This is a genomic window from Streptomyces sp. SCSIO ZS0520 (assembly GCF_025643355.1).
GTDB classification, from domain to species: domain Bacteria; phylum Actinomycetota; class Actinomycetes; order Streptomycetales; family Streptomycetaceae; genus Streptomyces; species Streptomyces physcomitrii.
Window position 1 is genome coordinate 7,228,288 of record NZ_CP092644.1, and the last position, 23,657, is coordinate 7,251,944.

Sequence of the window (23,657 nt, forward strand, 5' to 3'; positions counted from 1 at the left end):
ATGGAGGCGGCCTCCTTCTCAGGCGACGCGGTACTGCTCGTCGCGGGCGTCGGTGAGGAACATCTGCCCCGGCGCGTGGGTGAGCGCGAACGGCGGCCGGGAGGCGGTCAGTACGGCCTGCGGGGTGACGCCGCAGGCCCAGAAGACGGGGATGTCGCCGGGGTGCGGGTCCACCGCCTCCCCGAAGTCCGGGGCCCCGAGGTCGTCGATGCCGAGGACGGACGGGTCGCCGCAGTGCACCGGGGCACCGTGCACCGCGGGCATCACGGCCGTCTCGCGGATCGCCGCCGGCAGGTGCCGCGGCGGGATCGGCCGCATCGAGACCACCATCGGCCCGTGCAGCCTGCCCGCCGGGCGGCAGGGGCGGTCGGTCACGTACATCGGTACGTTGCGGCCCTGTTCGACGTGGCGCATCGGCACCCCGGCGGCGCTCAGCGCGGACTCGAAGGTGAAGCTGCAGCCGATGAGGAAGGCGACCAGGTCCGCGCGCCACAGGTCGCGCACCTGGTCCGGCTCGCCGACGAGTTCGCCGTGCTCCCAGACCCGGTAGCCGGGCAGGTCGGTCCGCAGATCGGCGTCCGGCGCGAGCACGGTGGTCCAGGAACCCGGGTCGGTGACGTCGAGCAGCGGGCAGGGGCCCGGGTTGCGCTGGCAGAACAGCAGCATCTCGTAGGCCCAGTCGGCGGGCACCGCGATCAGATTGGCCTGGGTGTGGCCCGGGGCCCAGCCCGCGGTCGGTCCGGCGAGGCCGGAGCGGAAGCGCAGCCGCGCCTCGGCGGGACCGAGCGCGGCCGGCGGCCCGGTGGGGTGAACGCGCGGGCGGCTCACAGGAGTTCCCTTCCGCGGGTCTCGGGCAGTCCGAGCAGGGCGAGGGCGGCGAGTCCGTAGCCCACCGCGCCGAAGACGAGCGCGCCGCCCACGCCCCAGCTGTCGGCGAGGAAGCCGACCAGGGTCGGGAAGACGGCGCCCACCGCCCGGCCCGAGTTGTAGGTGAAGCCCTGGCCCGCGCCCCGTACCTCGGTCGGGTACAGCTCGCTGAGGAAGGAGCCGAAGCCGCTGAAGATGGCCGACATGCAGAAGCCGAGCGGGAATCCGAGGATCAGGAGCAGGGTGTTGGCGCCCTCGGGGACGTTGGTGTACGCCAGCACGCTGACCGCGGAGAGGAAGGCGAAGAGGGCGATATTGCGTTTGCGGCCGAGGACGTCGGTGAGGTAGCCGCCGGTGAGATAGCCGAGGAAGGCGCCGGAGATGAGGAAGGTCAGATAGCCGCCGGTGCCGACCACCGACAGCTCCCGCTCGTTCTTGAGGTAGGTCGGCAGCCAGGTGGCCAGGGTGTAGTAGCCGCCCTGCACACCGGTCGACAGGAGCACCGCGAAGAGGGTGGTGCGCAGCAGCCCCGGCCGCCCCGCCGCACCGGGGCGGAAGATCGCCAGGAAGGAGCCGGGGCGGACGTTCTCCTTGCGCCGGGCCTCCGCCTCGGGGGCGTCGTGCACGCTGCGCCGCACCCACAGGACGAGCAGCGCGGGCAGGGCCCCGGTCCAGAACATCACCCGCCAGGCCAGATCGCCGTCGAGGAAGGCGAAGACCAGGGTGTAGACGAGCGCGGCCAGCGCCCAGCCGACCGCCCAGGCGCTCTGCACGGCGCCGAGCGCGCGGCCCCGGTGCCGGGGCGAGGAGTACTCGGCGACCAGGATGGCGCCCACCGCCCACTCGCCGCCGAAGCCGAGCCCCTGGAGCGCGCGGAAGACCAGGAGGGTCTCGTAGTTGGGGGCGAAACCGCAGGCCACCGTGAAGACGGCGTAGGTGATGACGGTGAGCAGCAGGGCCCGCACCCGGCCGATGCGGTCGGCCAGGACGCCCGCGACGGCGCCGCCCACCGCGGAGACGACCAGGGTGACCGTGGTGAACAGCCCGGTCTGCCCGCTGTCCAGGCTGAAGTAGGCGGAGAGCGCGACCATGCTCAGCGGCAGCGTGAAGTAGTCGTAGGAATCCAGGGCATAGCCGCCGAAAGCGCCCCCGAAGGCGCGCTGCCCGCGCGGTCCGAGGTCGCGGAACCAGCCGAGGGCGCCGCCCTCTTCCGCGGGGGTCTGCTGCCGTGAGGCGTTCTTCGTGGTCGTCGGGCCGGGTGGCGGGGTTGTGCTCATGGGCACCTCGTGGTCTCGGACGGGTGTGGTGCGAGCAGCCGGACTCGCGGGCGGGAGGCCCGCTGCCCCGTGCCGGTTGCTCCGTTCCCCCGCCGACAAGCTAGAGGATCGTTGAACGATCCCTCAATACCCCTGTTGTCTTGTTCTCTCGTCCCGGTGCAGAATTCCGATGCGTGGCGAGCGGCCGCCGTACGAGGGCGAGCGGACGCGGGGCGGCCACCGGAGAGCGAGGAACCGTGAGGGCGACGGACGGCCCGGCCGGTCTGCCGGAACTGGCGGGCGACCGCGCCCTGCTCGGCCGCACCAGCACCGCGGAGCGGGTCGCCGACATCCTCAAGTCCCGTATCAGCGAGGGATACTTCACGCCCGGCACCCGGCTCTCCGAGGACAGCATCGGCGGCGCCCTCGGCGTCTCCCGCAACACCCTGCGCGAGGCCTTCCGGCTGCTCACCCACGAGCGGCTGCTCGAACACCGGCTGAACCGCGGGGTGTTCGTCCGGATGCTCAGCACCGCCGACGTCCAGGACATCTACCGCACCCGGCAGTTGGTCGAGTGCGCGGTCGTCCGCTCCCTCGGCGAGCGCCCCCGCCCGCTGCACACGGTGGCAGAGACCGTCCTCGAGGGGCGGCGGGCCGCGCACGCCGGCCGCTGGAGCGCGGTCTCCACCGCGAACATCCACTTCCACCGCGAACTCGTCGCCCTCGCGGGCAGCGAGCGCACCGACGAACTGATGCGCGGCGTCCTGGCCGAACTGCGCCTGGCCTTCCATGTGGTGGCCGACCCCCGGCGCCTGCACGAGCCCTACCTCGCCCGCAACGCCCACCTCCTCAAGGTCCTCGAGGCCGGGGAGATCCGGCAGGCCGAGGAACTGCTCGTCGCCTACCTCGACGACTCGCTGCGCGAACTGCTCGACGTCTACGGGCAGCGGGTGGCGGCCACGGAGCCGGGCGGGGCCTGAACCCCGCGGAGCCCGGGCCCGCGCACGTACGCGACGGCTCCTCCGCACCCGTACGCGAAGAGCAGACCCGCACCCCTGCGCCGACCGCCCCGCGCCCCCTCCCAGCTGCGTCGTTTCGGCTGTTGTCGGACCGAGGACCTACGCTGTCCACCGTGACTTCGCCCGCCCGCACGGACTCCGCCGCCGCACGGCCCGCCCCCGGCCCCGCCGCCGACGAGGGGCTCGCCCGGCGGCTGCGCGCGCTCGCCTGCACCGCCCCGCTGCACGACCTGGACGCCCGCAAGGCGAACCTCGCCGGGGAGTACTCGGGGTACGCGATGGCCGAGGTGGCGCTCGCCGCCATCGACCTGGTCACCCTCAACATGGACTTCGACACCGGCGCCGACCACGACCAGATAGTGGCCAGACTGCTGCCCCGGGTCGCCGCCCAGGCCCCGGGCCGCCCCGCCGCCGAGCACCAGCGGGTGGCCCAGTGGGTCCTGGAGAACCTGATCAACGTCGGCAGCGTGGACCGCGGCTTCCGAGCCGTCTACGGCACCTTCGCCCCCGACGGCTCCTACGTCCGCCGCGACTACGACTTCAAACTCGTCGAGGAGGTCCCCGGCACCGGCGGCAGCGTCTACCTGCGCACCACCGACGAGGCGGTCAACGTCCTGGTCGGCGCCCTGGACACGGACGTCACCAGCGCCCAGATCGCCGCCGAGGTCAAGCTGGAGGTGCTGATCAGCCGGGGCAGGCTCGCGGACGCCCAACTCGCCGCCGAGCAGGCCCGGTACCGCACCGTGCAGTACGCGGAGACCCTGCGCCGCGCCCTGGAGGCCACCCGGCGCAACGTCCGCGCGGTCGACTGGCTCACCACCGTGCCCGACATGATCGCCGAGGCCCTCGACCATGTCGCCGACCGGTACCGCCACGAGAACGCGATCCTCACCAACATCCGCAAGGCCCGCGACGAGTCCGAGGAACCCGACCAGAAGCGCCGCGCCGCCGAGCTGGTCGACATCGTCAAGGACTGCATCCGCCGCCACACCCAGCTCCAGTCCCGGCTCCTGGAGGCCGGACCGCTCTTCCGCGCCGAGCAGGACCGGCAGGCCTTCGCGGCCCCCGCCGCCCGCTCCGGGCTCGATCTGTACGGGCAGCTGCTCGCCCCGCTGCTCCCGCTGCCGGTGGAGCGGGCGAGCCGGGTGAGCGATGTCTTCTTCGCCCGCGGCACCGGACTGCGCAGCCCGCACAGCGTACGGATCGGCGACCTCGTCGAGACCCTGCTCACCCCGCCCCAGGAGCGCGAGCACCTCGGCGCCGAGATGCCCGAGCCCGATCTGATCGCCACCCCGGACGACAGCCGCTTCAGCGAGGAGCAGCTCGCCGAGGCCGCCGAGCTGCTCGACCTGCCCGCCGACGCCCCGCGGCGGCTGAGCGGACTGCTCGCCGAGGCGCGGCGCCGCTCCGGCGGCGACACCGAACTGCCCTATCTGGTCGCCCTGCTCGCGGTGCACGCCGCCAGCCCCGCCGTCGGCACCGCCTACCGGCAGGGCGAGCAGAAGCTGCTCTTCGCCGTGGACGACGGGACCCCGCTGGAGGACGAGGAGTTCGGCGGCGCGGACCTGATCGTCGGCACCGCGCTCCTGGACGCCGCCGGGATGGCCGCCGACCGCACGGAGGCCGCGTGAACACCCGCCCGCCGCACCGCACTTCGGGACGTACGCCCGCCCGGCCCGGCCCGGGCGGGCGCCCGCACCCCGCCACCGGGCCCGTCCTCGGCCCCCGTACCACCGGCCGTGCCCCCGGCCCCCGTATCACCGCGGTCCGCCGCAGCAAGGAGAAGCAGTGGTGAGCGACCACGCAGAGCAGCCCGCGTGGAGCGAGAGCGCGGCGCCGCCGGGGACCCCGGCGGCGCTCACCCCCGCCGACGCCGCCGACGCGGCCCGGCTCGTCTCCTTCGGTCTCCAGCCGCGGCTCCAGCCCGCCCGCGAGCGGGAGTACACCGACCTGCTCCGGCGCTACCGCGAGGACCCGCCCTTCGCCCGCCTCGCCGACGCGGTCGCCACCGGCCTCGGCCTGGTGGTCCTGGAGGTCTCCCCGCGCGCCGGAATGGCCGTGGCCGCCGCCGAGGACTCCGTCTTCGCGGTCCGCATGGGCGACTACTCCCGGCGCACCGCCGCCGACTCCACCGACCGCTTCCTGCACGGACTCGCCCATCTCGCGGTCGCCGCGATGTCCTTCCCGCGGCCCGAGGACCTCGCCGACGACGGCTACATCGGCCGGGTCAGCGTCAACGGCGTGGACGCCTTCGTACGCCAGGCCTGCCTGCGCCTCCAGGAACGCGCCGAGGAGCAGGGCGAGAACACCGACCCCGCCTCCGACGCCCCCGGCCTCGAGGCCGCCTGGCGGGTCTGGTCGCGGCGCAGCGCCACCGGGGCCACCAAGGACGCGCGGCGGCCGGCCGGTTCGACCACCGGCATCATCGCCAAGGCGGTCGCCTTCCTCACCGAGTCCGGGTTCCTCCAGCGCACCGGGGACGAGGCGGGCGGCACCTTCCGCACCACGGCGCGCTACCAGCTCCAGGTCCGGGACATGGCGGGCGGCGCGGCCATGGCCGAACTCCTCGAACTCGGCGTGGTGCCCGTCACCGACGGCACCGCCAGCCTGCTGCCCGCGGCGGAGGAGGACCAGGAACTGGCCGCCGACGCCGGACTGCCCTTCCACTCCTGACCGTCCGCCCCACCGCTCCGCCCCCTGACCCGCCACCCTCCTGCCCCTCCGACCAGCCAGGCCCCGGCCACCCCGGACCGGCCCGGCCCCTTCACCACGAGAGTCCGCTGCCATGTACGAGCTGTCCCGGATCCGCCTCTACTCGATCGGACCGGCAGGCGCCCGCTACGCCGACACCGTGCTCGACCTGCGCTCGGTCGGCGAGCCGGTCCCCGAACCCGCGCCCACCCAGGCCGAGTTCTTCGAGGAGGAGCCGACCGGGCCGCCGCGCAGGCCCGCCCCCGCCGGGGTGCTCTTCCTGGAGAACGGCGGCGGCAAGTCCGTCCTGCTCAAGCTGATCTTCTCGGTGATGCTGCCGGGCCACCGCAACACCCTCGGCGGCGCCAGCTCCGGGGTGCTGCGCAAATTCCTGCTCGCCGAGGACTGCGGGCATGTCGCCCTGGAGTGGCAGCACACCCTGACCGGCGAGTGCGTGGTGGTCGGCAAGACCAGCGAGTGGCGCGGCCGCCAGGTCTCCGGCGACCCCCGCAAATTCGCCGAGGCCTGGTACTCCTTCCGGCCCGGACCCGGGCTCAGCCTGGACAGCCTGCCGGTCGCCGAGGCCACCACCGTGCCCGCCCCGGCCGAGGGCGCCTCCGGGGCGCGCGGCAGGCGGCGCACCATGAAGGGCTTCCGGGACGCGCTCACCGAGGCGGGCAAGGCCTACCCGCATCTGGAGATCCACTGGGAGGAGATCCACGAGCGCTGGACCGAACACCTCTCCGACCTCGGGCTCGACCCCGAACTCTTCCGCTACCAGCGCGAGATGAACGCCGACGAGGGCGAGGCCGCCGGGCTCTTCGCGGTGAAGAAGGACTCCGACTTCACCGACCTGCTGCTGCGCGCGGTCACCGACACCCGGGACACCGACGGACTCGCCGACCTGGTCGGCGGCTTCGCGCACAAGCTCGGCCGCCGCGCCGAGCTGATCGCCGAACGCGACTTCACCGCGGGCTCGGTGGAACTCCTCGGCCGGATCGTCGAGGCCGCCGGGACCCGGGCCCGTACCCGCGAGATCCACGCGGGCGCCGAGCGCCGCACCCGCCAGCTCGCCCGGCGCCTCGGCGCCCGCGCCGCCCGGGAACGCGCCCGTACCGCCGCTCTGGCCGGGCAGGTCACCGACGCCGCCCAGCAGGTCACCGAGGCCGAGCGGGCCCGCGGCCGCAGCTCGCTGATCGCCGCCGAACTCGCCTACCGGCACGCCAGCCTGGCCCTCGCCGGTGCCGAGAAGAAGGCCGCCGCCCAGAAGCGGGAGCTGGCCGAGGCCCGTACCCTGCACGCCGCCTGGCAGGCCGCCGAGGTCGTGCTCCGGCACCGCGCCGCCGCGGACCGCTCCGCCCGGGTCGCCGCCGCGATCCAGGAGGCCGAACGCGACGCGGCACCCGCCCTCGCCGCCCGCGCCTCGGCCGCCGCCGAGCTGGTACGCGCCCTGCACGCCGCCGCCGAGGAGGCCGAACAGCTCGCCGCCGAGGGCGAGGAGCGCTCGGCCGCGCTCCAAGCCGAGGGGGAGAGCGCCCACCGGGAGGCGACCGCCGCCGCCACCGAGGCCCAGCGCGCCCGCAGCGAGTCCGGGCATCTGCGCCAGCGCCTGGACGAGGTCGAGCAGGAGACCGCCGAGGCGGTACGGGCCGGGTGGCTGGACGGGCTCGCCCCGGACGCCGACCCGGCGCGCGCCGCGCTCGCCGCCAGCGACGCCGAGAAGGACGCCGTCGCCGCCTGGGACACCGCACGCGAGGCCGCCCGGCAGTCCGCGGAGCGCGCCAAGGAGGCCGCCGCCGAGGAGAGCCGCGCCGAGCTGACCGCCGCCCGCGCCGCCGACGCCGACCGCGCCGCCCGGGCCGCGTACGAGACCCAGCTGCGTACCGCCGAGTCCCTCGCGGGCGAGGAGCGGCTCGCCGAACTCCTCGGGCTGCCGGGGGCGCCCGCCCGCGCCGCCGTGCCCGGACCGCGCACCGGGGGCGACGCCGGGGAGCCCGCGCAGGGTCCCGTCCCGCAGCCGCTCGACGCCGAGGCCCTGGACCGCTGCGCCGAGGAGCTGCGCACCCTCTTCGCCTCCGGGATCGCCGCGGCCGAACGCCAGCTCTTCGACCTGCGCACCGCCGCGGCCGACGACGCCCGTATCCTCGCCGCGCTCGGCGACGGCGGGCTGCTGCCGCCGGGGCCGGACGTCCTCGCCACCGTCGAGTTCCTCGGCGAGCACGGCATCCCGGCGCTGCCCGGCTGGCGCTACCTCGCCCAGTCCGTCGACCCCGCCGACCACGGGCGGGTGCTCGCCGCCCGGCCCGAACTCGTCGACGGCGTCGTCATCACCGACCCGGCCACCCACGCCCGGGCCCGCGAGGCGCTCGCCGAGGCGGCCCTGCTGCCCCGCTCCACGGTGGCGGTCGGCACCGCCGCCGCGCTGCTCGCCCCCGCCCGGCCCGGGGAGTCGCCGGAGGTGTTCCTCGTCGCGCCGAACCCGGCGATGCACGACGAGAGCGCCGCCGACGAGGAACGGCAGGCCCTGCGCGGGCGCGCCACCCGCCGCGACGAGGAGATCCGGGCGCTGGCCGGACGCCTCGCCCTCGACCGCGACCTCGCCGCCCGCCTCGCCTCCTGGCGCGCGGGCTGCCCCGAGGGCCGGCTCGCCGAACTCGCCGAAGCGGCCGAGGGCGCCCGGGAGTTCGCCGAGGAGAGCCAGAGCGCCCTGGACGAGACCCGGCCGGTGCGCGCCGAGGCCGAGGAAGCCGCGGCCGAGGCCGCCCGCGAGCGCGAGGTGCGCCAGGAGGCGGCCCAGCGCGCCCGCCGCGCCGCCGACGCGCTGGCCGGGCTCGCCTTCCGGCTCCGGGAGCGCGCCGGCTGGCAGGTGCGGCTGCGCGAACTCGCCGACGAGGCCGCCGAGTCGGAGGAGCGGGCCCGGCGCCTCCTGGAACGGGCCAGGGCCGCCGACGAGGACCGCCGCGCCGCCCAGCGGGCCGCCGACGACTCCCGCCGCACCGCCCGCACCCTGCGTGCCGAGCGCGCCGAGATCGCCGGTGTCCCCGACGACCTGCCCGAGCCCGCCGCCCCGGACCCCGACCGCCCGGCCGTCGCCCTGCCCGCGCTGCGCGAGGCCCACCGCGCCGCCTCCCAGCTCTACGAGAAGGTCGGCGTCGGCGCCGATCTGCGCGCCGAGCAGGCCCGCGCCGAGAGCGACGACAGCGCCGCCCTCGCGGAGCTGGAACGCCTCAGCAACAAGGTCCGTACCCGGGCCGGGCAGTTGCTCCAGTCGCCCGACGGCGCCGACGGGCCGTCCCGGCAGGCGGCCGCCGCCCGCGCCGAGGAACACGTCCAGCTCCTGGAGACCCGGGCCTCCGCCGCGAGCGAGCAACTCGGCAGGCTGCGCGGCGAGGCCGAGCGGCAGGCCCCCGAGGCCGGGGGCGCGCACACCGAACTCCCCGAGGACCGGGTCCCCGCCGACACCGAGCAGGCGCAGTCCCTGCTGCGGGCCGCGACCGCCGAACTCGCCGCGGACACCGAGGCATTGGAGCTGGCCCGCGAGGCGCACACCGCCCTGCTCCACGAGCACCGCGGCGCCCAGGAGGCGGTCGGCGGCTTCGAGGAGACCGGGGCCCTCCTGCGCGACCTGCTGCGGGACCCGGGGGAGGGCCAGGAGGCCGAGGGCGAGAGCGCGCCCGAGGCCTTCGGCGGCACCCTGGAGGAGGCCCGGCGCGCCGCGGCCGAGGCCCGCCGTTCGCTGCGCGGCTGCGCCACCGACCTCTCCGCCGCCGAGTCCGCCGTCCGCGAGGCCTCCGACATCCTGGTCCGGCACGCCAACTCCACCCGCTACGAGCAGGTGCGCACCCCGGCCCGGCAGCAGATCCGCGAACTGCCCGCCGCCGCGCTGCCGGAGCACGCCGCGAAGTGGGCCGAGGCCTTCGCACCCCGGCTGCGGGTGCTCACCGACGAACTGGAGCAGCTGGAGCGCAACCGGGACAGCATCGTGGACCGGCTGCGCGGGCTGGTGGAGTCGGCGCTCGCCACGCTCCGCTCGGCGCAGCGGCTTTCCCGGCTGCCCGAGGGCCTCGGCGAGTGGTCCGGCCAGGAGTTCCTGCGCATCCGCTTCGAGGAGCCCGACCAGGCCACCCTGACCGAACGCCTCGGCGAGGTCATCGACGAGGCGACCAGGGCCGCCGTGCGCAAGAACTCCGATCTGCGCCGGGACGGGATGTCGCTGCTGCTGCGCGGGGTGCGCGCCGCGCTGGAACCGCGGGGGGTCTCCGTCGAGATCCTCAAGCCGGACGCCGTGCTGCGCGCCGAACGCGTACCGGTCGGGCAGATGGGCGATGTCTTCTCCGGCGGCCAGCTGCTCACCGCCGCCATCGCCCTCTACTGCACGATGGCCGCGCTGCGCTCCAACGACCGGGGCCGCGACCGGCACCGGCACGCGGGCACCCTCTTCCTGGACAACCCGATCGGGCGGGCCAACGCCACGTACCTCCTGGAGTTGCAGCGGGCGGTCGCGGACGCGCTCGGGGTGCAACTGCTGTACACCACGGGCCTGTTCGACACCACGGCGCTGGCCGAGTTCCCGCTGGTGATCCGGCTGCGCAACGACGCGGACCTGCGCGCGGGGCTGAAGTACATCCGGGTCGAGGAGCATCTGCGGCCCGGGCTGCCGCAGCAGTCGGCGGGGGAGACCGTGCACGGGGAGATCACCGCGACGCGGATGTACCGGCGGCCCGCGGGCGGTTGACCTGCGGGTGGCCGAGACCGTCGACGTACGGGCGGTCGGCCCATGGGCAGTCGACGTACGGGCGGTCGTCGCACGGACGCACGGACGCGCGCCCCGCGGGCGGTTGACGCCGGGGCCACCCAGGAGCGGTTCACGCACGGGCAGTTGACGCGCGGACGGTTGGCCCGCGGTCAAGCGCCCCCACGGGCAGTCGCGCCCGCGGTGCGAAGGGGGACGGCGGCTCCGGCGCGTCCGGTGATGGCCGAAGTGCGCCGGGAGGCGTGCCGGGGCCGGTCGCCGTCATTCGTCCGGATCCCGACGGCGGGGGCGCGGACCCGCCGCTCAGGGGTGCGAGAGCTGCCCGGTACCGCCGCGCCGTGGTGAGCCGCCCGCCGAGCGCTCGGCCGCCCGTGCCTCCCGGCGCGCTCTGCGGCGCTCCCGGCGCCGCTGGCGGGCCGTGCTGTTCGGGGCGGAGACCACGCCGTTGCGCTGGTTCCACACCTGCCGGGTGACCCAGACGTCCAGGACGCCCCAGGTGGCGACGACCGTACTGCCGACGCTGCTGAGCACCATCGGGAAGGCGAGCCAGGATCCGGCGAGGGTGCAGAAGAAGGCGATCACGGCCTGGACCAGGGTCAGGGCCACGATCAGCACCGCCCGCACCGCGGCGTTGCGGACCGCGTCGGGCATCCGGCGGCGCCCCACCGGGTCGTCGGCCCACAGCGGGCGGCCCGCTTCCGCGTCCCCCGTGTACTCCCCGGCCCGTGCGTACCGCCCGTCGAAGGCCGCCGGTGAGGCCGCTTCCCGGTGCCGCTCTGCTGTGCTCATCAACCCGTCACTCCCCACCGGCCGTTCCGGATGCTGTCATTCCGGTTACCACGTGGCTGCCCGGTTCGCGCTGTCTCAAGCCGGACGTCCACCACTCTGCCCAAGTGAGTCATTTTCGCACCGTGTCGCCGTAACCAAGGACGATCCAGACGCGCAGAAGATTCCCACCGAGCGCAAGATTCAGGTCAATTCACCGTTGCGCCCGGCCGGATGGTTTGGGAGTTGATCCGCCATGGTGCGGTAGGTGATCTCCCCCAATGAGCGGACAACTGCGGACGAGGTGGCGTGCAGGCGGAGTGAAGGCCTCCGGACATCCCTTCGAGATGTTCCCCCGTCAGTAGTAGGCTCGCGCCGTTTCCTGACCACACGCGTTGACCACAAAGCGCCCCCACCGCGGCGGGCGCCTTTCAAGGGGAGGCCATGGGCTTTCGCGGGAAGTCGATCCGCCGGAAGATCGTGGCGTTGCTGCTTGTGCCCCTGCTCTTCCTCACCGCGATCTGGGCCTTCGCCACCGTCATCACCTGGCAGGAGGCCCGGCAGCTCGTCGGTATCAACGACGTCCTGAACAAGGTGGGCCTCCCGGTCCAGAACAACGTCGTCGTGCTCCAGCAGGAGCGCCGCCAGACCATGGTCTACCTGGCCGACCCGCGAGCCTCCGGCGCCCAGAAGAAGCTCAAGGCCACCCGCGCCGCCACCGACCGGACCATCGACGCCCTGCAGCGCGCCGTGGACGGCTCCGACGTCCGCGACGACATCAGCACCGAGTCCCGCCGCAGCCTCGACGAGGTCCTGGACTCCTTCCAGGAGATCCCCTCGCTGCGCGCCACCGTCGCCGACGGCTCCGCCACCCGCTCCACCGTGCTCGACCAGTACAGCGAACTGATCACCTCCTGCCACGAACTGCTCGACAGCCTCGCCCACCTCGACAACGCCGAGGTGGACAAGAAGGGGCGCGCCCTGGTCGGCGTCTCGGTGGCCCGCGAGCTCTTCGCCCAGGAGGACGCCCTGCTCGGCTCGGCGCTCGTCGCCCGCCACCTGGACCGCCAGGAGATCCGCAAGGTCTCCGACCTGGTCGCGCAGCGCGAACTCCTCTACCAGGTCAACCTCCCGCTGCTGCCCGACGACCAGGCCGCCCCGTACGAGCAGTTCTGGCGCGGCGGCGAGACCTCCGCGCTGCGCAGCGCGGAGCAGGCGGTCAGCGACTCCTCGCCCGGCACCCCGCGCGCGATCACCAGCGACCGCTGGGACGCCACCGCCGACAAGGCCCTGGACCGGATGCTCGAAGAGGGCATCAGGACCTACTACCACTTCGACGACAGCCTGGGCCCGGCCACCTCCCGGGTCATCACCCAGGCGGTGATCGCCGGTGTGCTCGGACTGCTCGCGGTCGTCTTCTCGCTCTTCATGTCGGTACGCATCGGCCGCGCCCTGGTCCGCGACCTGCGCCGGCTGCGGCAGGACGCGCACGAGTCCTCGGGTGTCCGGCTGCCCGCCGTGATGCGCCGACTCGCCGCCGGTGAACGCGTGGACGTGGAGACCGAGGCGCCGCAGCTCGACTACCCGAAGGACGAGATCGGGCAGGTCGGCCAGGCGCTCAACTCCCTGCAGCGGGCGGCCGTGGAGGCCGCGGTCAAGCAGGCCGAGCTGCGCCAGGGCGTCTCCGAGGTCTTCGTCAACCTCGCCCGCCGCAGCCAGGTCCTGCTGCACCGGCAGCTCACCCTGCTCGACACCATGGAGCGCAGGACCGAGGACACCGACGAACTCGCCGACCTCTTCCGCCTCGACCACCTCACCACCCGCATGCGCCGGCACGCGGAGGGCCTGGTCATCCTCTCCGGCGCGGCGCCCTCCCGGCAGTGGCGCAAGCCGGTGCGGCTGATGGACGTGGTCCGCGCCGCGGTCGCCGAGGTCGAGGACTACGAGCGCATCGAGGTCCGGCGGCTGCCCCGGATGGCCGTCACCGGCCCGGCCGTCGCCGACATCACCCACCTCATCGCCGAACTCCTGGAGAACGCCACGGTGTTCTCGCCCCCGCACACCACGGTGCAGGTGCACGGCGACCGGGTGGCCAACGGCTTCACCCTGGAGATCCACGACCGGGGACTCGGCATGGCCGCCGACGCCCTGCTGGACGCCAACCTGCGGCTGGCGGAGACCCCCGAGTTCGAGCTGTCCGACACCGACCGGCTCGGCCTGTTCGTGGTCAGCCGCCTCGCCCAGCGCCAGAACGTCCGCGTCTCCCTGCAGCCCTCGCCGTACGGCGGCACCACCGCGGTCGTCTTCATCCCGGACGCCCTGCTCACCGAGGCCCAGGACCCCGAGGGCCGCGAGGAGGACACCGGCGGCGTACGCGTCCCCGCGCAGTCCGCCGGGCAGTCCGCACGCGACAACGCACTCACGTTCCCCGGCGGCACCGGCGGTGGCAGGCCCATCGTCCTGGACGGGCCGACCGAGTTGGAGGCGCCCGTGGGCACCGACGACATCGCCGAGTTCCCGGGCGCGCTCCTCGACGAGGACAGCGAGCGCGGCGGGCTCTTCCGCCCCCGGCGCCCGGTCGCCCCGCTGCCGCCCGAGCAGCACCAGCAGGCCCGCGACGCCCGCGGCGAGGAGACCCGGCCGACCGGCCAGGAGCAGCCCGAGGCACTGCGCCCGCTGCCCAAGCGCACCGCGCCCAAGCTGGTCAGCTCGCACGGCCGCCCCGTCGAGGAGCCCCCGGGCGAACAGCCGCCCGCCCGCGGCAGGGCCCCGGAGCAGCGCGGACCCGCAGCATCGGGTGGCGGCGCACCCCAGCCCCCGGCGGCACCGCGGGAGAGCAGCATCCGGCAGGCCGGCGAGGCCTACCGCTCCGGACCGCCCGCGGCCGAGGGCCCCGTACCGCCCGCCGCGCCCCTGGCCGGGCCCGGCGGACTGCCGAAGCGGGTGCGCCAGGCCAATCTGGCGCCGCAGCTGAAGGACGGCCCCGCCCGCCGCACCGACCGGCAGGGCGCGCCGCCCGCGCCGCAGCAGGACGGCACCGACCGGGACGCCGACGAAGTACGCAGCCGGATGGCCTCCCTGCAGCGGGGCTGGCAGCGCGGCCGCGACGAGAACACCGCCGACCAGGGCGCCACCGAGGACACTGGACCGCGAACGACACCTGAGGGGGACGGTCGATGACCACACCGAACGCCGCCGGGCACCTGCCGGCACCAGGAGGCTCCGGGGAGCTGAACTGGCTGCTCGACGACCTGGTGCAGCGGGTGGCCAGCATCCGCAAGGCGCTCGTGCTGTCCGGTGACGGCCTGCCCACCGGCGTCTCCCAGGACCTGACCCGGGAGGACAGCGAGCACCTCGCCGCCGTCGCCTCCGGCTTCCACAGCCTCGCCAAGGGCGTCGGCCGCCACTTCGAGGCGGGCAGCGTCCGCCAGACCGTGGTCGAACTCGACGACGCCTTCCTCTTCGTGACGGCGGCGGGCGACGGCAGCTGCCTCGCCGTGCTCTCCGACGCGAGCTCCGATGTCGGCCAGGTGGCCTACGAGATGACCCTCCTGGTCAAGAGAGTGGGCGTACACCTGGGTACCGCGCCCCGCTCGGGCGGGTAAGCGGAACGGCATGAGCGCTGACGGTCAGGAAAGTGCCCACTTCTTCGACGCCGACGCCGGACCGGTGGTGCGTCCCTACGCCATGACGCGGGGCCGGACCACCAGTCCGGCCCAGCACCGCCTGGATCTGATCGCCGTGGTGGTCGCGGAGTCCCGCGCCCATGACCCGGGGGCCGATCAGACGCTGTCGCCGGAGCACGTCGACATCGTGGCGCTGTGCCGCGACACGCCGCAGTCGGTCGCCGAACTCGCCGCCGAGCTGGATCTGCCGATCGGCGTCGTCCGCGTACTCATCGGCGATCTGGTGACCGCGGAACTGGTCCATGTGACGCGCCCGGTGCCCCCGGCCGAGCTGCCCGACGAGAGTATTCTGCGCGACGTGATCGACGGCCTGAGGGCGCTGTGAGCAGCGTGGAAGCGGGAGTACGACGTGGCGGGCTGGCAGTTCTGGGTTGACCGGGGAGGCACCTTCACGGACATCGTGGCGCGCCGCCCCGACGGCGCGCTGCTGACCCACAAGCTCCTCTCCGACAACCCCTCGCGCTACGCCGACGCGGCCGTCGAGGGCATCGGCGCCCTCCTGCGCCGGGCAGGCGAGAAGAGCATCGCCGGGGCCCGGATCGACGCCGTGCGGATGGGCACCACGGTCGCCACCAACGCGCTCCTGGAACGCGCCGGCGCCCCCACCCTCCTGGTCGTCACCCGGGGCTTCCGCGACGCCCTGCGCATCGCCTACCAGAACCGCCCCCGCATCTTCGCCCGCGAGATCGTCCTGCCCGAACTGCTGCACTCCCGGGTCGTCGAGGTCGACGAACGCCTCGCCGCCGACGGCACCGTGCTCAGGCCCCCCGACCTCGACGCCCTCGAAGGCCCGCTCCGCCAGGCCTACGCGGACGGCATCCGCGCCCTCGCCGTGGTCTGCCTGCACAGCCACCAGCACCCCGCGCACGAACAGGCCGTGGGCGAGCTGGCCGCCCGTATCGGCTTCCCGCAGATCTCGCTCTCCAGCGAGGTCAGCCCGCTGATGAAACTGGTCCCGCGCGGCGACACCGCGGTGGTCGACGCCTACCTCTCCCCGGTGCTGCGCCGCTACGTGGACCAGGTCGCCGCCGAACTCCCGGGCGTACGGCTGATGTTCATGCAGTCCAACGGCGGGCTGACCGAGGCGGGGCAGTTCCGCGGCAAGGACGCCATCCTCTCCGGGCCCGCGGGCGGCATCGTCGGCATGGCCCGGATGTCCCAGCGCGCGGGCTTCGACAAGGTCATCGGCTTCGACATGGGCGGCACCTCCACCGATGTCTCGCACTTCGCGGGCGCCTACGAGCGGGTGTTCACCACCCGGATCGCCGGGGTCCGGCTGCGCGCCCCGATGCTGGACATCCACACGGTGGCCGCGGGCGGCGGCTCCGTCCTGCACTTCGACGGCAGCCGCTACCGGGTGGGCCCCGGCTCCGCGGGCGCCGACCCGGGCCCCGCCTCGTACCGCAACGGCGGACCGCTCACCGTCACCGACGCCAACCTGCTGCTCGGCCGCATCCAGGCCGCGCACTTCCCGGCCGTCTTCGGCCCCGAAGGCGACCTGCCGCTGGACGAGGAGCGGGTACGCGAGCGGTTCGCGGCGCTTTCCGCCGAGATCCGGGAGCGGACCGGCGACGACCGCGGCCCCGAGGAGGTCGCCGAGGGCTTCCTGCGGATCGCGGTCGCCAATATCGCGGGCGCCGTCAAGCGGATCTCGGTGCAGAAGGGCCACGACGTCACCCGCTACGCCCTCACCACCTTCGGCGGGGCGGGCGGCCAGCACGCCTGCAAGGTCGCCGACGCGCTCGGCATCCGCACCGTCCTCGTCCCGCCGATGGCCGGGGTGCTCTCCGCCCTCGGCATCGGCCTCGCCGACACCACCGCGATGCGCGAGCGCTCGGTGGAGGCGGCCCTCGACGCGGAGGGCATGGCGGCGGTACGCGCCACCGCCCGCGAACTCACCGAGGCCGCCCGCGCCGAACTCCTCGCCGAACAGGTCCCCGAGGACCGCATCCGCACCGAGTGCACCGCCCATCTGCGCTACGACGGCACCGACACCGCCCTCGGCGTCCCGCTCGGCGAACCGGCCGCGATGGCACGGGACTTCGCCGACCGGCACCGCGCCACCTACTCCTTCACCCTGGACCGTCCGCTGGTGGTCGAGGCACTGTCCGCGGAGGCCACCGGGCTCAGCGAACCCCCCGACCTCGGCCGCCTCACCGAGCCCGCCGAGGGCCCCGCGCACACCGGCGAGGTACGGATGTACACCGGTGGCCGGTGGCGCCGGGTGCCGCTGTACCGCCGGGAGGCGCTGGCCGAGGGGGAGCCGGTCGCGGGGCCCGCGCTGCTCGCCGAGAGCGGCTCGACCACCGTGGTCGACGAGGGCTGGCGGGCGGTGCTCGGCGCGGAGGGGCGCCTGCTCATGGAACGCGAGGGCGAGGCCGCCCCGCCCGGGGCCTCCGCCGCGGCCGACCCGGTGCTCCTGGAGGTCTTCAACAACCTCTTCATGTCGATCGCCGAGCAGATGGGCGCCCGCCTGGAGTCCACCGCGCAGTCCGTCAACATCAAGGAACGCCTCGACTTCTCCTGCGCCCTCTTCGACCCCGAGGGCAACCTCGTCGCCAACGCCCCGCACATCCCCGTCCACCTCGGCTCCATGGGCACCAGCGTCACCGAGTGCATCCGCCGCCGCGGCACGAGGATGCGCAAGGGCGACGCCTACGCCGTCAACGACCCCTTCCACGGCGGCACCCACCTGCCCGATGTCACCGTGGTCTCCCCGGTCTTCGACGCCGCGGGCGAAAAGATCCTCTTCCATGTCGCCTCCCGCGGGCACCACGCCGAGATCGGCGGCATCGCCCCGGGCTCGATGCCCGCGGACAGCCGCACCATCGAGGAGGAGGGCGTCCTCTTCGACAACTGGCTGCTCGTCGAGGCGGGCCGCTTCCGCGAGCGGGAGACCCGGGAGCTGCTCACCTCGGCCCGCCACCCCTCGCGCAACCCGGACACCAACATCGCCGACCTGCGCGCCCAGATCGCCGCCAACCAGAAGGGCGCCGACGAGGTCGCCCGCATGATCGAGACCTTCGGACTCGACGTGGTGCAGGCCTATATGCGGCACGTTCAGGACAACGCGGAGGAGGCGGTGCGCCGGGTCGTCGACACCCTGAGCGACGGCTCCTGCGCCTACGAGACCGACTCCGGCGCCGTCATCCGGGTCCGCGTCACGACCGACCGCGCCGCCCGCACCGCCACTCTCGACTTCACCGGCACCACCGCCCAGCTCGACAGCAACTTCAACGCCCCGTACGCAGTGGTCAACGCCGCCGTCCTCTACGTCTTCCGCACCCTGGTCGACGACGACATCCCGCTCAACGACGGCTGCCTGCGCCCGCTGACCCTCGTCGTACCGCCCGCCTCGATGCTCTCCCCGGAGCATCCGGCGGCCGTGGTCGCCGGGAACGTCGAGACCTCGCAGTCGGTCACCGGCGCGCTCTACGCCGCCCTCGGGGTGCAGGCCGAGGGCTCGGGGACGATGAACAACGTCACCTTCGGCAACGCCCGGTACCAGTACTACGAGACCCTGGCCTCCGGCTCCGGCGCGGGCGAGGGCTTCGACGGCGCACCCGCCGTGCAGACCCATATGACCAACTCCCGGCTCACCGACCCGGAGATCCTGGAGTGGCGGCTGCCCGTGACCCTGGAGGAGTTCGCGGTGCGGACCGGCAGCGGGGGAGCGGGCCGCTGGCGCGGCGGCGACGGCACCGTCCGGCGGCTGCGCTTCGAGGAGGAGATGACCGTCTCCACCCTGTCCCAGCACCGGCGGGTGCCCCCGTACGGGATGGCGGGCGGCCGTCCGGGCGCGCTTGGCTCCAACCGGATCGAGCGCGCGGACGGGAGCGTCCTCGCCCTCGCGGGCAGCGACAGCGCGGACGTCCGCCCCGGCGACGTCCTCGTCATCGAGACCCCCGGCGGCGGCGGATACGGCCCGCCGCCGGACGACACCGAATCAGACGACACCGAATCAACCGAATCAGGAGAAGAAAACCGATGATCTTCGGGCGCCCTGAGCGAGGCACGACCCCGGTTGAGCCCGTCACGCTCAAGATCCTGGTCGCGGGCGGCTTCGGCGTGGGCAAGACGACCCTGGTCGGAGCGGTGAGCGAGATAAAGCCGCTGCGGACCGAGGAACTGCTCAGCGAGGCCGGGCGGCCGGTGGACGACACCCGCGGGGTCGAGACCAAGAACACCACCACCGTGGCGATGGACTTCGGCCGCATCACGCTCCGCGAGGACCTGGTCCTCTACCTCTTCGGCACGCCCGGCCAGGACCGCTTCTGGTTCCTCTGGGACGAGCTGGCCACCGGCGCCCTCGGCGCGGTGGTCCTCGCCGACACCCGCCGCCTGGAGGACTGCTTCGCCGCCGTCGACTACTTCGAGCGGCGCGCGATCCCCTTCGTCGTCGGCGTCAACTGCTTCGACGGCGCCGACCGCTACCCCGCCGAGACCGTGCGCCAGGCCCTCGACCTGGACGCCTCGGTCCCGGTGGTGCTCTGCGACGCCCGGGAGCGCGAGACCGTCAAGCACGTCCTCATCGACGTGGTGGAGCACGCCATGGCGGTGGCCGCCGCCGGGCGGGTGCCCGCCTCGACCTGAGCCCGCCCCTCAGAGGCGGTCCACCGGGAAGTCGAAGTAGGTGTCGGGGAAGGGCTCCCCGGCGAGCGTGAAGTGCCACCACTCCTCGGGGAGGTTGGTGAAGCCCTGCGCCTCCAGCGCGCCGCGCAGCAGGTCCCGGTTCGTCCGCTGCCGGCCCGTGACGCGCGGGTCGTCGGTGTGCGCGAGGGTGTCGAAGCAGTCGAAGCCGGTGCCCATGTCGACGGAGTTGTCCGGGAACCGCTGCTCCTTCGGCCCGTAGCAGGGGGTCAGCGGCTCGCCCGGCACATAGGGGCGGGTCGGCGGCGCGGGCAGCCGCACCAGGGTCACGTCCAGGGTGGAGCCCCGGCTGTGCCCGGACTTCTCCGCGATGTAACCGTCCGCGAACAGGCGGGACTTGTCCACCCGCGGATAGAACTCGGCCTTCATCCGCTCGTCCGCCAGATCCTTCGCCCAGCGCACGAAGTGGTCGACGGCGCGCTGCGGCCGGTAGCAGTCGTAGACCTTGAGCGAGTAGCCGTGCCGCAGCAGGCTGCGCTGGGCCCGGTGCAGCGCCAGGGCGGCGGGCCGGGTGAGCAGGCACACCGGCCTGCGGTAGCCGTCCACGGGCACCCCGAGGAAGTTGTGCCGGCTCGGATAGCGGATCTCCTGACGGATCGTCGGGTCGACCGCGGACAGCTCCACGAAGCCGCGCGGAGCGGAAGGGCCGGGGCGCGCGGTGGCCGCCGGGACCCCCAGCCCGAGGAGCAGGAGCAGGGCCGCGAGCAGGATGAGCAGCCGCTGCGGGGCGGCTGCGCCGGGACGCCGAACAGGGCGGTCGGCAGCGGAAGTTGAGGTCATGGCCCCAGCCTCCACCCGCCGCGGACCTCGGCGGAAGACGCCCGACGGGTGATCGGATACAGTCCGCGCGTGCCCGTATCCGAGGACCGAACCATCACCCCCGTGCCGTACTCGCACTGCTCCGGCTGCGGGACGCCCTACCCGCACGGGACATCCGGCTGGCCCCGCACCTGCACCGCCTGCCGCACCACCGTCTACGGCAATCCGCTGCCCGTGGCCGTGGCCCTTCAGCCCGCCTACGACACCCGGGGCACCGGACTGGTCGTCATCACCCGCGCCATCGCGCCCGCCCGCGGCACCAGCGCGCTGCCCGGCGGCTATGTCGACCACCGCGAGGACTGGCGGCTCGCCGTGGTGCGCGAACTGCGCGAGGAGACGGGCATCGACGCCGCGGCCCGCGATGTGCGCCTCGCCGACGTGATGAGCGCGGCCGACGGGCACCTGCTCCTCTTCGGCCTCCTCCCGCCGCGGCCCGCCGGAGCGCTCACCCACTTCGACGCCACCGAGGAGACCGAGGGCCGCGGACTGCTGCGGCGCCCGCAGGAACTCGGCTTCCCACTGCACACGCTGGCCGCCCGCGCCTGGTTCGAGGGCCGCTACGGCTGAGCCCGCCGCCCACTTCGGACGGGCCGGGGCGCCGGGCCTCAGAGCCCCCGTACCAGCACCGGATACCCGGGCTCCTCGCCGCTGTCCCGGGTCACCGTCACCCGCCCGTCCCGCTGCCGCGAGGTGAAGCGCTCCACCGGCGGCTCCGCCCAGCCGTCCCCGGTGTCCGGCACGAGCAGGCCGCTGCCCGAACGCCCCTCGCCCGGCGCCCAGACCTCCAGCGCCGTCCCGCCGTCGGGGCCGAGCACGGGTATCACCGCCCCGGCCCGCGCGAACACCGGGATCCGCGACAGCGGCGCCTCGACCTCGATCCCTCCGGGGCCCCGGTGGCAGCGACCGGTGGCCGTGTCGTACCAGCGCCCGCGCGGCAGCCGCACCCGCAGCCGCCGGGCCCCCTCCTGGAGCACCGGCGCGACCACCAGGGCGTCGCCGAGCAGGAAGGCGTCCTCGCAGTCGCGCAGCGCCCGGTCCTCGGGGGCGGACCACCACAGCGGACGCACATAGGGCGCCCCGGCCCGGTGGGCGAGATGGGCCAGGGTCATGAAGTACGGCCGCAGCCTGCGCCGTTCGGCCAGCAGCTCGCGCGCGTGCCCGAGCACCTCCGGGCCGAACTCCCAGGGCTCCCGGCGCCCCGCCGTCAGCGCCGCGTGGGTGCGGAACAGCGGCAGGTACGCCCCGAGCTGGAACCACCGCAGATACAGCTCGGGCGAAGGGTGCCCGTCGAAGCCGCCCACATCGGGACCGGAGTACGGCACCCCGCACAGCCCGAGCCCGAGGACCAGCGAGAGCGAGGCCCGCAGCCCCTCCCAGCCGGTGGCCACATCGCCGGACCAGGTGCCCCCGTAGCGCTGCAGGCCCGCCCAGCCGGAGCGGGAGAAGAGGAAGGGCCGCTCCCCGGGGCGCAGGGCGCGAAGGCCCTCGTAGGCGGCGCGGGCCATGCACAGCGCGTAGAGGTTGTGGGCCTCGCGGTGGTCCCCGCCCCGGCCGTCGAGCGCGTGCCGGGCCGAACGCGGCAGCGTCGCCTCGCCGAAGGCGGCGAAGGAGACCGGCTCGTTCATGTCGTGCCAGAAACCGGCGAAGCCCTGGCCGAGGCGCTCCTCGTAGAGCGCGCCCCACCAGTCGCGCACCCGCGGGTCGGTGAAGTCCGGGTACCGCGTCTCGCCCGGCCAGACGACTCCGCGCACCTCCCGGCCCCCGGCGTCGCGGACGAAGAACCCGGCCGCCGAGCCGCTCGCGTAGACCTCCTCGGCCGGATCCGCCCGCACCCCGGGATCGACGATCGAGACCAGGCGCACCCCCTCGCCGAGCAGTTCGGCGGCGAGCTGGGGCAGCTTGGGGAAGCGCTCGGTGTCCACCGTGAACACCCGGTGGGCGTCGAGGTGGTCGATGTCCAGATGCAGCGCGTCGAGGGCGAGACCGTGCTCCCGGTACCCCTCGGCCACCCGCCGCACCTCCTCCTCGCTGCCGAAGCCCCAGCGCGCGTGGTGGTGGCCGAGCGCCCAGGACGGCGGCACGGCGGGCTTGCCGGTCAGCGCGGTCCAGGTGCCGAGGATCCGCGCCGGTGCCCCGACCAGGACCCAGCAGCGCAGCGGACCGCCGTCCATCCGCAGCTCGCTGCCCGCCGCCCTGTCGTGGCCCGAACCCGCCCCCTCCTCGCCCTCCCTGAGGCTCACCGAGCCGTCCCAGGAGGAGTCGTGGAAGACCAGGTGGGTACCGGCGTCCGCCACCACCATCAGCACCGGCACGGTCAGCGAGAGCGGATCGTCGCCGGGGCCGAAGGAGCCCCCGGGATCGGTGTTCCACAGCCGGTACGCACCGGCCCGCAGCCGGGGCCCCGAGGACCGCCCGCCCAGCCCGAAGAACCGCGCGTCCGCGGGCAGTTCGGAGCGCTGCACCCACCGGGCGGGCTCGCCGGGCGCCACCTCCCACCAGCGCGGCGGCAGATCGTGCCGCAGCACCACCCCGCCGGGCGTCCGCACCTGCACGGCCCCGTGCCGCGAGACCGCGACCGTGGCCCGCTCCGAGACCACCCGCCAGCCGCCCTCCTTGTCCGGCTCCAGGCGGGCCCGCGGATCCGGCGGGGGCGGCGCACCGGCCAGCGCGTACGAGGGCTCGGGGCCCGCGCCGTCCCAGCCCCAGAAGACGGCGCCGCCGGTGGTCACCGTGATCCGCAGCTCGGCCCGCTCGAAGCGCAGCACACCCCCGCCGGGCCCCGGCTCGGCACCGGTGAGCAGTCCCGGCACCCTGGCCCGCTCACCCGCGCGGGAGGGCAGCGCGGCCGCGTCCGCCCGCCGGTTGCGCCATGCGGCACGCACGGCACGCATCCCCTGGGCAGCCCCCAGGGCACCCACCGCCTTCGCCGAACGCACCAGGTCGCGACCGTTCATGGCGATCACCCTGCCATCGACACGGCCCCGGGTGTGAGCTGTTCAATCGCCGTTCACCGTGCGTACCGCCACCCGCTGCCGCCGGAGCCCGGCAGCCGCCCGCGAGCTGCTCTGGTGCCCGGCCCGCTCACATGGCATCGTCCACGTGGGCCTCTCCCCGCGGATCGGGCCGGGTGCCGCGTCCGGCGTGCCCGGCG

The 23,657-nt window shown here is 74.7% G+C and carries 16 protein-coding genes; 11 read left to right on the forward strand and 5 right to left on the reverse strand.

What is annotated here, in order from left to right; all coding sequences use genetic code 11:
* Positions 1–18: 18 nt before the first annotated feature.
* The gene (locus tag MID12_RS29510; protein WP_263172049.1) at positions 19–828 is read right to left on the reverse strand and encodes a putative hydro-lyase; all 810 of its coding nucleotides are present in this window, start codon (positions 826–828) and stop codon (positions 19–21) included.
* Positions 825–2,144 (reverse strand): MFS transporter, encoded by a 1,320-nt coding sequence (locus MID12_RS29515; RefSeq protein WP_040255151.1) that lies wholly within the window; start codon positions 2,142–2,144, stop codon positions 825–827. The genes MID12_RS29510 and MID12_RS29515 overlap by 4 nt, the downstream gene beginning before the upstream one ends.
* Before the next feature lie 236 nt (positions 2,145–2,380).
* On the opposite strand from MID12_RS29515, the gene MID12_RS29520 reads away from it, so the two are divergent.
* From MID12_RS29520 to MID12_RS29540, 5 genes are all read left to right on the forward strand, one after another.
* On the forward strand, positions 2,381–3,103 hold the full coding sequence (locus tag MID12_RS29520; RefSeq protein ID WP_263172051.1) for a GntR family transcriptional regulator: 723 nt from the start codon (positions 2,381–2,383) through the stop codon (positions 3,101–3,103).
* Between the two features lie 152 nt (positions 3,104–3,255).
* Positions 3,256–4,773, forward strand: a complete 1,518-nt coding sequence (locus tag MID12_RS29525) for a hypothetical protein (protein ID WP_040255152.1) — start codon at positions 3,256–3,258, stop codon at positions 4,771–4,773.
* Positions 4,770–4,937: a hypothetical protein gene (locus tag MID12_RS29530; RefSeq protein ID WP_263172053.1), complete on the forward strand. Its 168-nt coding sequence runs from the start codon at positions 4,770–4,772 to the stop codon at positions 4,935–4,937. The genes MID12_RS29525 and MID12_RS29530 overlap by 4 nt, the downstream gene beginning before the upstream one ends.
* Positions 4,934–5,815: a hypothetical protein gene (locus tag MID12_RS29535; RefSeq protein WP_263172055.1), complete on the forward strand. Its 882-nt coding sequence runs from the start codon at positions 4,934–4,936 to the stop codon at positions 5,813–5,815. The genes MID12_RS29530 and MID12_RS29535 overlap by 4 nt, the downstream gene beginning before the upstream one ends.
* A gap of 112 nt (positions 5,816–5,927) precedes the next feature.
* Positions 5,928–10,568, forward strand: a complete 4,641-nt coding sequence (locus tag MID12_RS29540) for a hypothetical protein (protein ID WP_263172057.1) — start codon at positions 5,928–5,930, stop codon at positions 10,566–10,568.
* A gap of 321 nt (positions 10,569–10,889) precedes the next feature.
* On the opposite strand, the gene MID12_RS29545 is transcribed toward MID12_RS29540, so the two are convergent.
* Positions 10,890–11,375 (reverse strand): hypothetical protein, encoded by a 486-nt coding sequence (locus tag MID12_RS29545; RefSeq protein WP_263172059.1) that lies wholly within the window; start codon positions 11,373–11,375, stop codon positions 10,890–10,892.
* A gap of 420 nt (positions 11,376–11,795) precedes the next feature.
* On the opposite strand from MID12_RS29545, the gene MID12_RS29550 reads away from it, so the two are divergent.
* From MID12_RS29550 to MID12_RS29570, 5 genes are read left to right on the forward strand one after another with little or no spacing between them, the layout of a single operon-like run.
* Positions 11,796–14,531: a nitrate- and nitrite sensing domain-containing protein gene (locus MID12_RS29550; RefSeq protein WP_263172061.1), complete on the forward strand. Its 2,736-nt coding sequence runs from the start codon at positions 11,796–11,798 to the stop codon at positions 14,529–14,531.
* Positions 14,528–14,956: a roadblock/LC7 domain-containing protein gene (locus MID12_RS29555; protein ID WP_040255159.1), complete on the forward strand. Its 429-nt coding sequence runs from the start codon at positions 14,528–14,530 to the stop codon at positions 14,954–14,956. The genes MID12_RS29550 and MID12_RS29555 overlap by 4 nt, the downstream gene beginning before the upstream one ends.
* A 10-nt stretch (positions 14,957–14,966) precedes the next feature.
* On the forward strand, positions 14,967–15,362 hold the full coding sequence (locus tag MID12_RS29560) for a DUF742 domain-containing protein (protein ID WP_040255161.1): 396 nt from the start codon (positions 14,967–14,969) through the stop codon (positions 15,360–15,362).
* A gap of 24 nt (positions 15,363–15,386) precedes the next feature.
* Positions 15,387–19,028: a hydantoinase B/oxoprolinase family protein gene (locus tag MID12_RS29565; protein WP_263172063.1), complete on the forward strand. Its 3,642-nt coding sequence runs from the start codon at positions 15,387–15,389 to the stop codon at positions 19,026–19,028.
* Positions 19,025–19,630 carry a GTP-binding protein gene (locus MID12_RS29570; protein WP_040255162.1) on the forward strand — a complete coding sequence of 202 codons (606 nt, stop codon included), beginning with the start codon at positions 19,025–19,027 and terminating at the stop codon, positions 19,628–19,630. The genes MID12_RS29565 and MID12_RS29570 overlap by 4 nt, the downstream gene beginning before the upstream one ends.
* Before the next feature lie 9 nt (positions 19,631–19,639).
* Here the strand turns inward: MID12_RS29570 and MID12_RS29575 are convergent, their stop codons facing one another.
* A complete protein-coding gene (locus tag MID12_RS29575) occupies positions 19,640–20,467 on the reverse strand; it encodes a M15 family metallopeptidase (protein WP_263172065.1) in 828 nt (275 codons plus the stop codon).
* Positions 20,468–20,536: 69 nt separating this feature from the next.
* Here MID12_RS29575 and MID12_RS29580 point away from each other — a divergent pair, with 69 nt between their 5' ends.
* Positions 20,537–21,073 carry an NUDIX domain-containing protein gene (locus MID12_RS29580; protein ID WP_052483267.1) on the forward strand — a complete coding sequence of 179 codons (537 nt, stop codon included), beginning with the start codon at positions 20,537–20,539 and terminating at the stop codon, positions 21,071–21,073.
* A gap of 38 nt (positions 21,074–21,111) precedes the next feature.
* On the opposite strand, the gene MID12_RS29585 is transcribed toward MID12_RS29580, so the two are convergent.
* The gene (locus MID12_RS29585) at positions 21,112–23,460 is read right to left on the reverse strand and encodes a glycoside hydrolase family 31 protein (RefSeq protein ID WP_263172068.1); all 2,349 of its coding nucleotides are present in this window, start codon (positions 23,458–23,460) and stop codon (positions 21,112–21,114) included.
* Between the last annotated feature and the right edge of the window lie 197 nt (positions 23,461–23,657).

Bases quoted from the DNA above. Each gene is read 5' to 3' on its own strand.
- MID12_RS29515 (WP_040255151.1), bottom strand. From the start codon at position 2,144: ATGAGCACAACCCCGCCACCCGGCCCGACGACCACGAAGAACGCCTCA.
- MID12_RS29540 (WP_263172057.1), top strand. From the start codon at position 5,928: ATGTACGAGCTGTCCCGGATCCGCCTCTACTCGATCGGACCGGCAGGC.
- MID12_RS29545 (WP_263172059.1), bottom strand. From the start codon at position 11,375: ATGAGCACAGCAGAGCGGCACCGGGAAGCGGCCTCACCGGCGGCCTTC.
- MID12_RS29550 (WP_263172061.1), top strand. From the start codon at position 11,796: ATGGGCTTTCGCGGGAAGTCGATCCGCCGGAAGATCGTGGCGTTGCTG.
- MID12_RS29555 (WP_040255159.1), top strand. From the start codon at position 14,528: ATGACCACACCGAACGCCGCCGGGCACCTGCCGGCACCAGGAGGCTCC.
- MID12_RS29560 (WP_040255161.1), top strand. From the start codon at position 14,967: ATGAGCGCTGACGGTCAGGAAAGTGCCCACTTCTTCGACGCCGACGCC.
- MID12_RS29570 (WP_040255162.1), top strand. From the start codon at position 19,025: ATGATCTTCGGGCGCCCTGAGCGAGGCACGACCCCGGTTGAGCCCGTC.
- MID12_RS29575 (WP_263172065.1), bottom strand. From the start codon at position 20,467: ATGACCTCAACTTCCGCTGCCGACCGCCCTGTTCGGCGTCCCGGCGCA.
- MID12_RS29585 (WP_263172068.1), bottom strand. From the start codon at position 23,460: ATGAACGGTCGCGACCTGGTGCGTTCGGCGAAGGCGGTGGGTGCCCTG.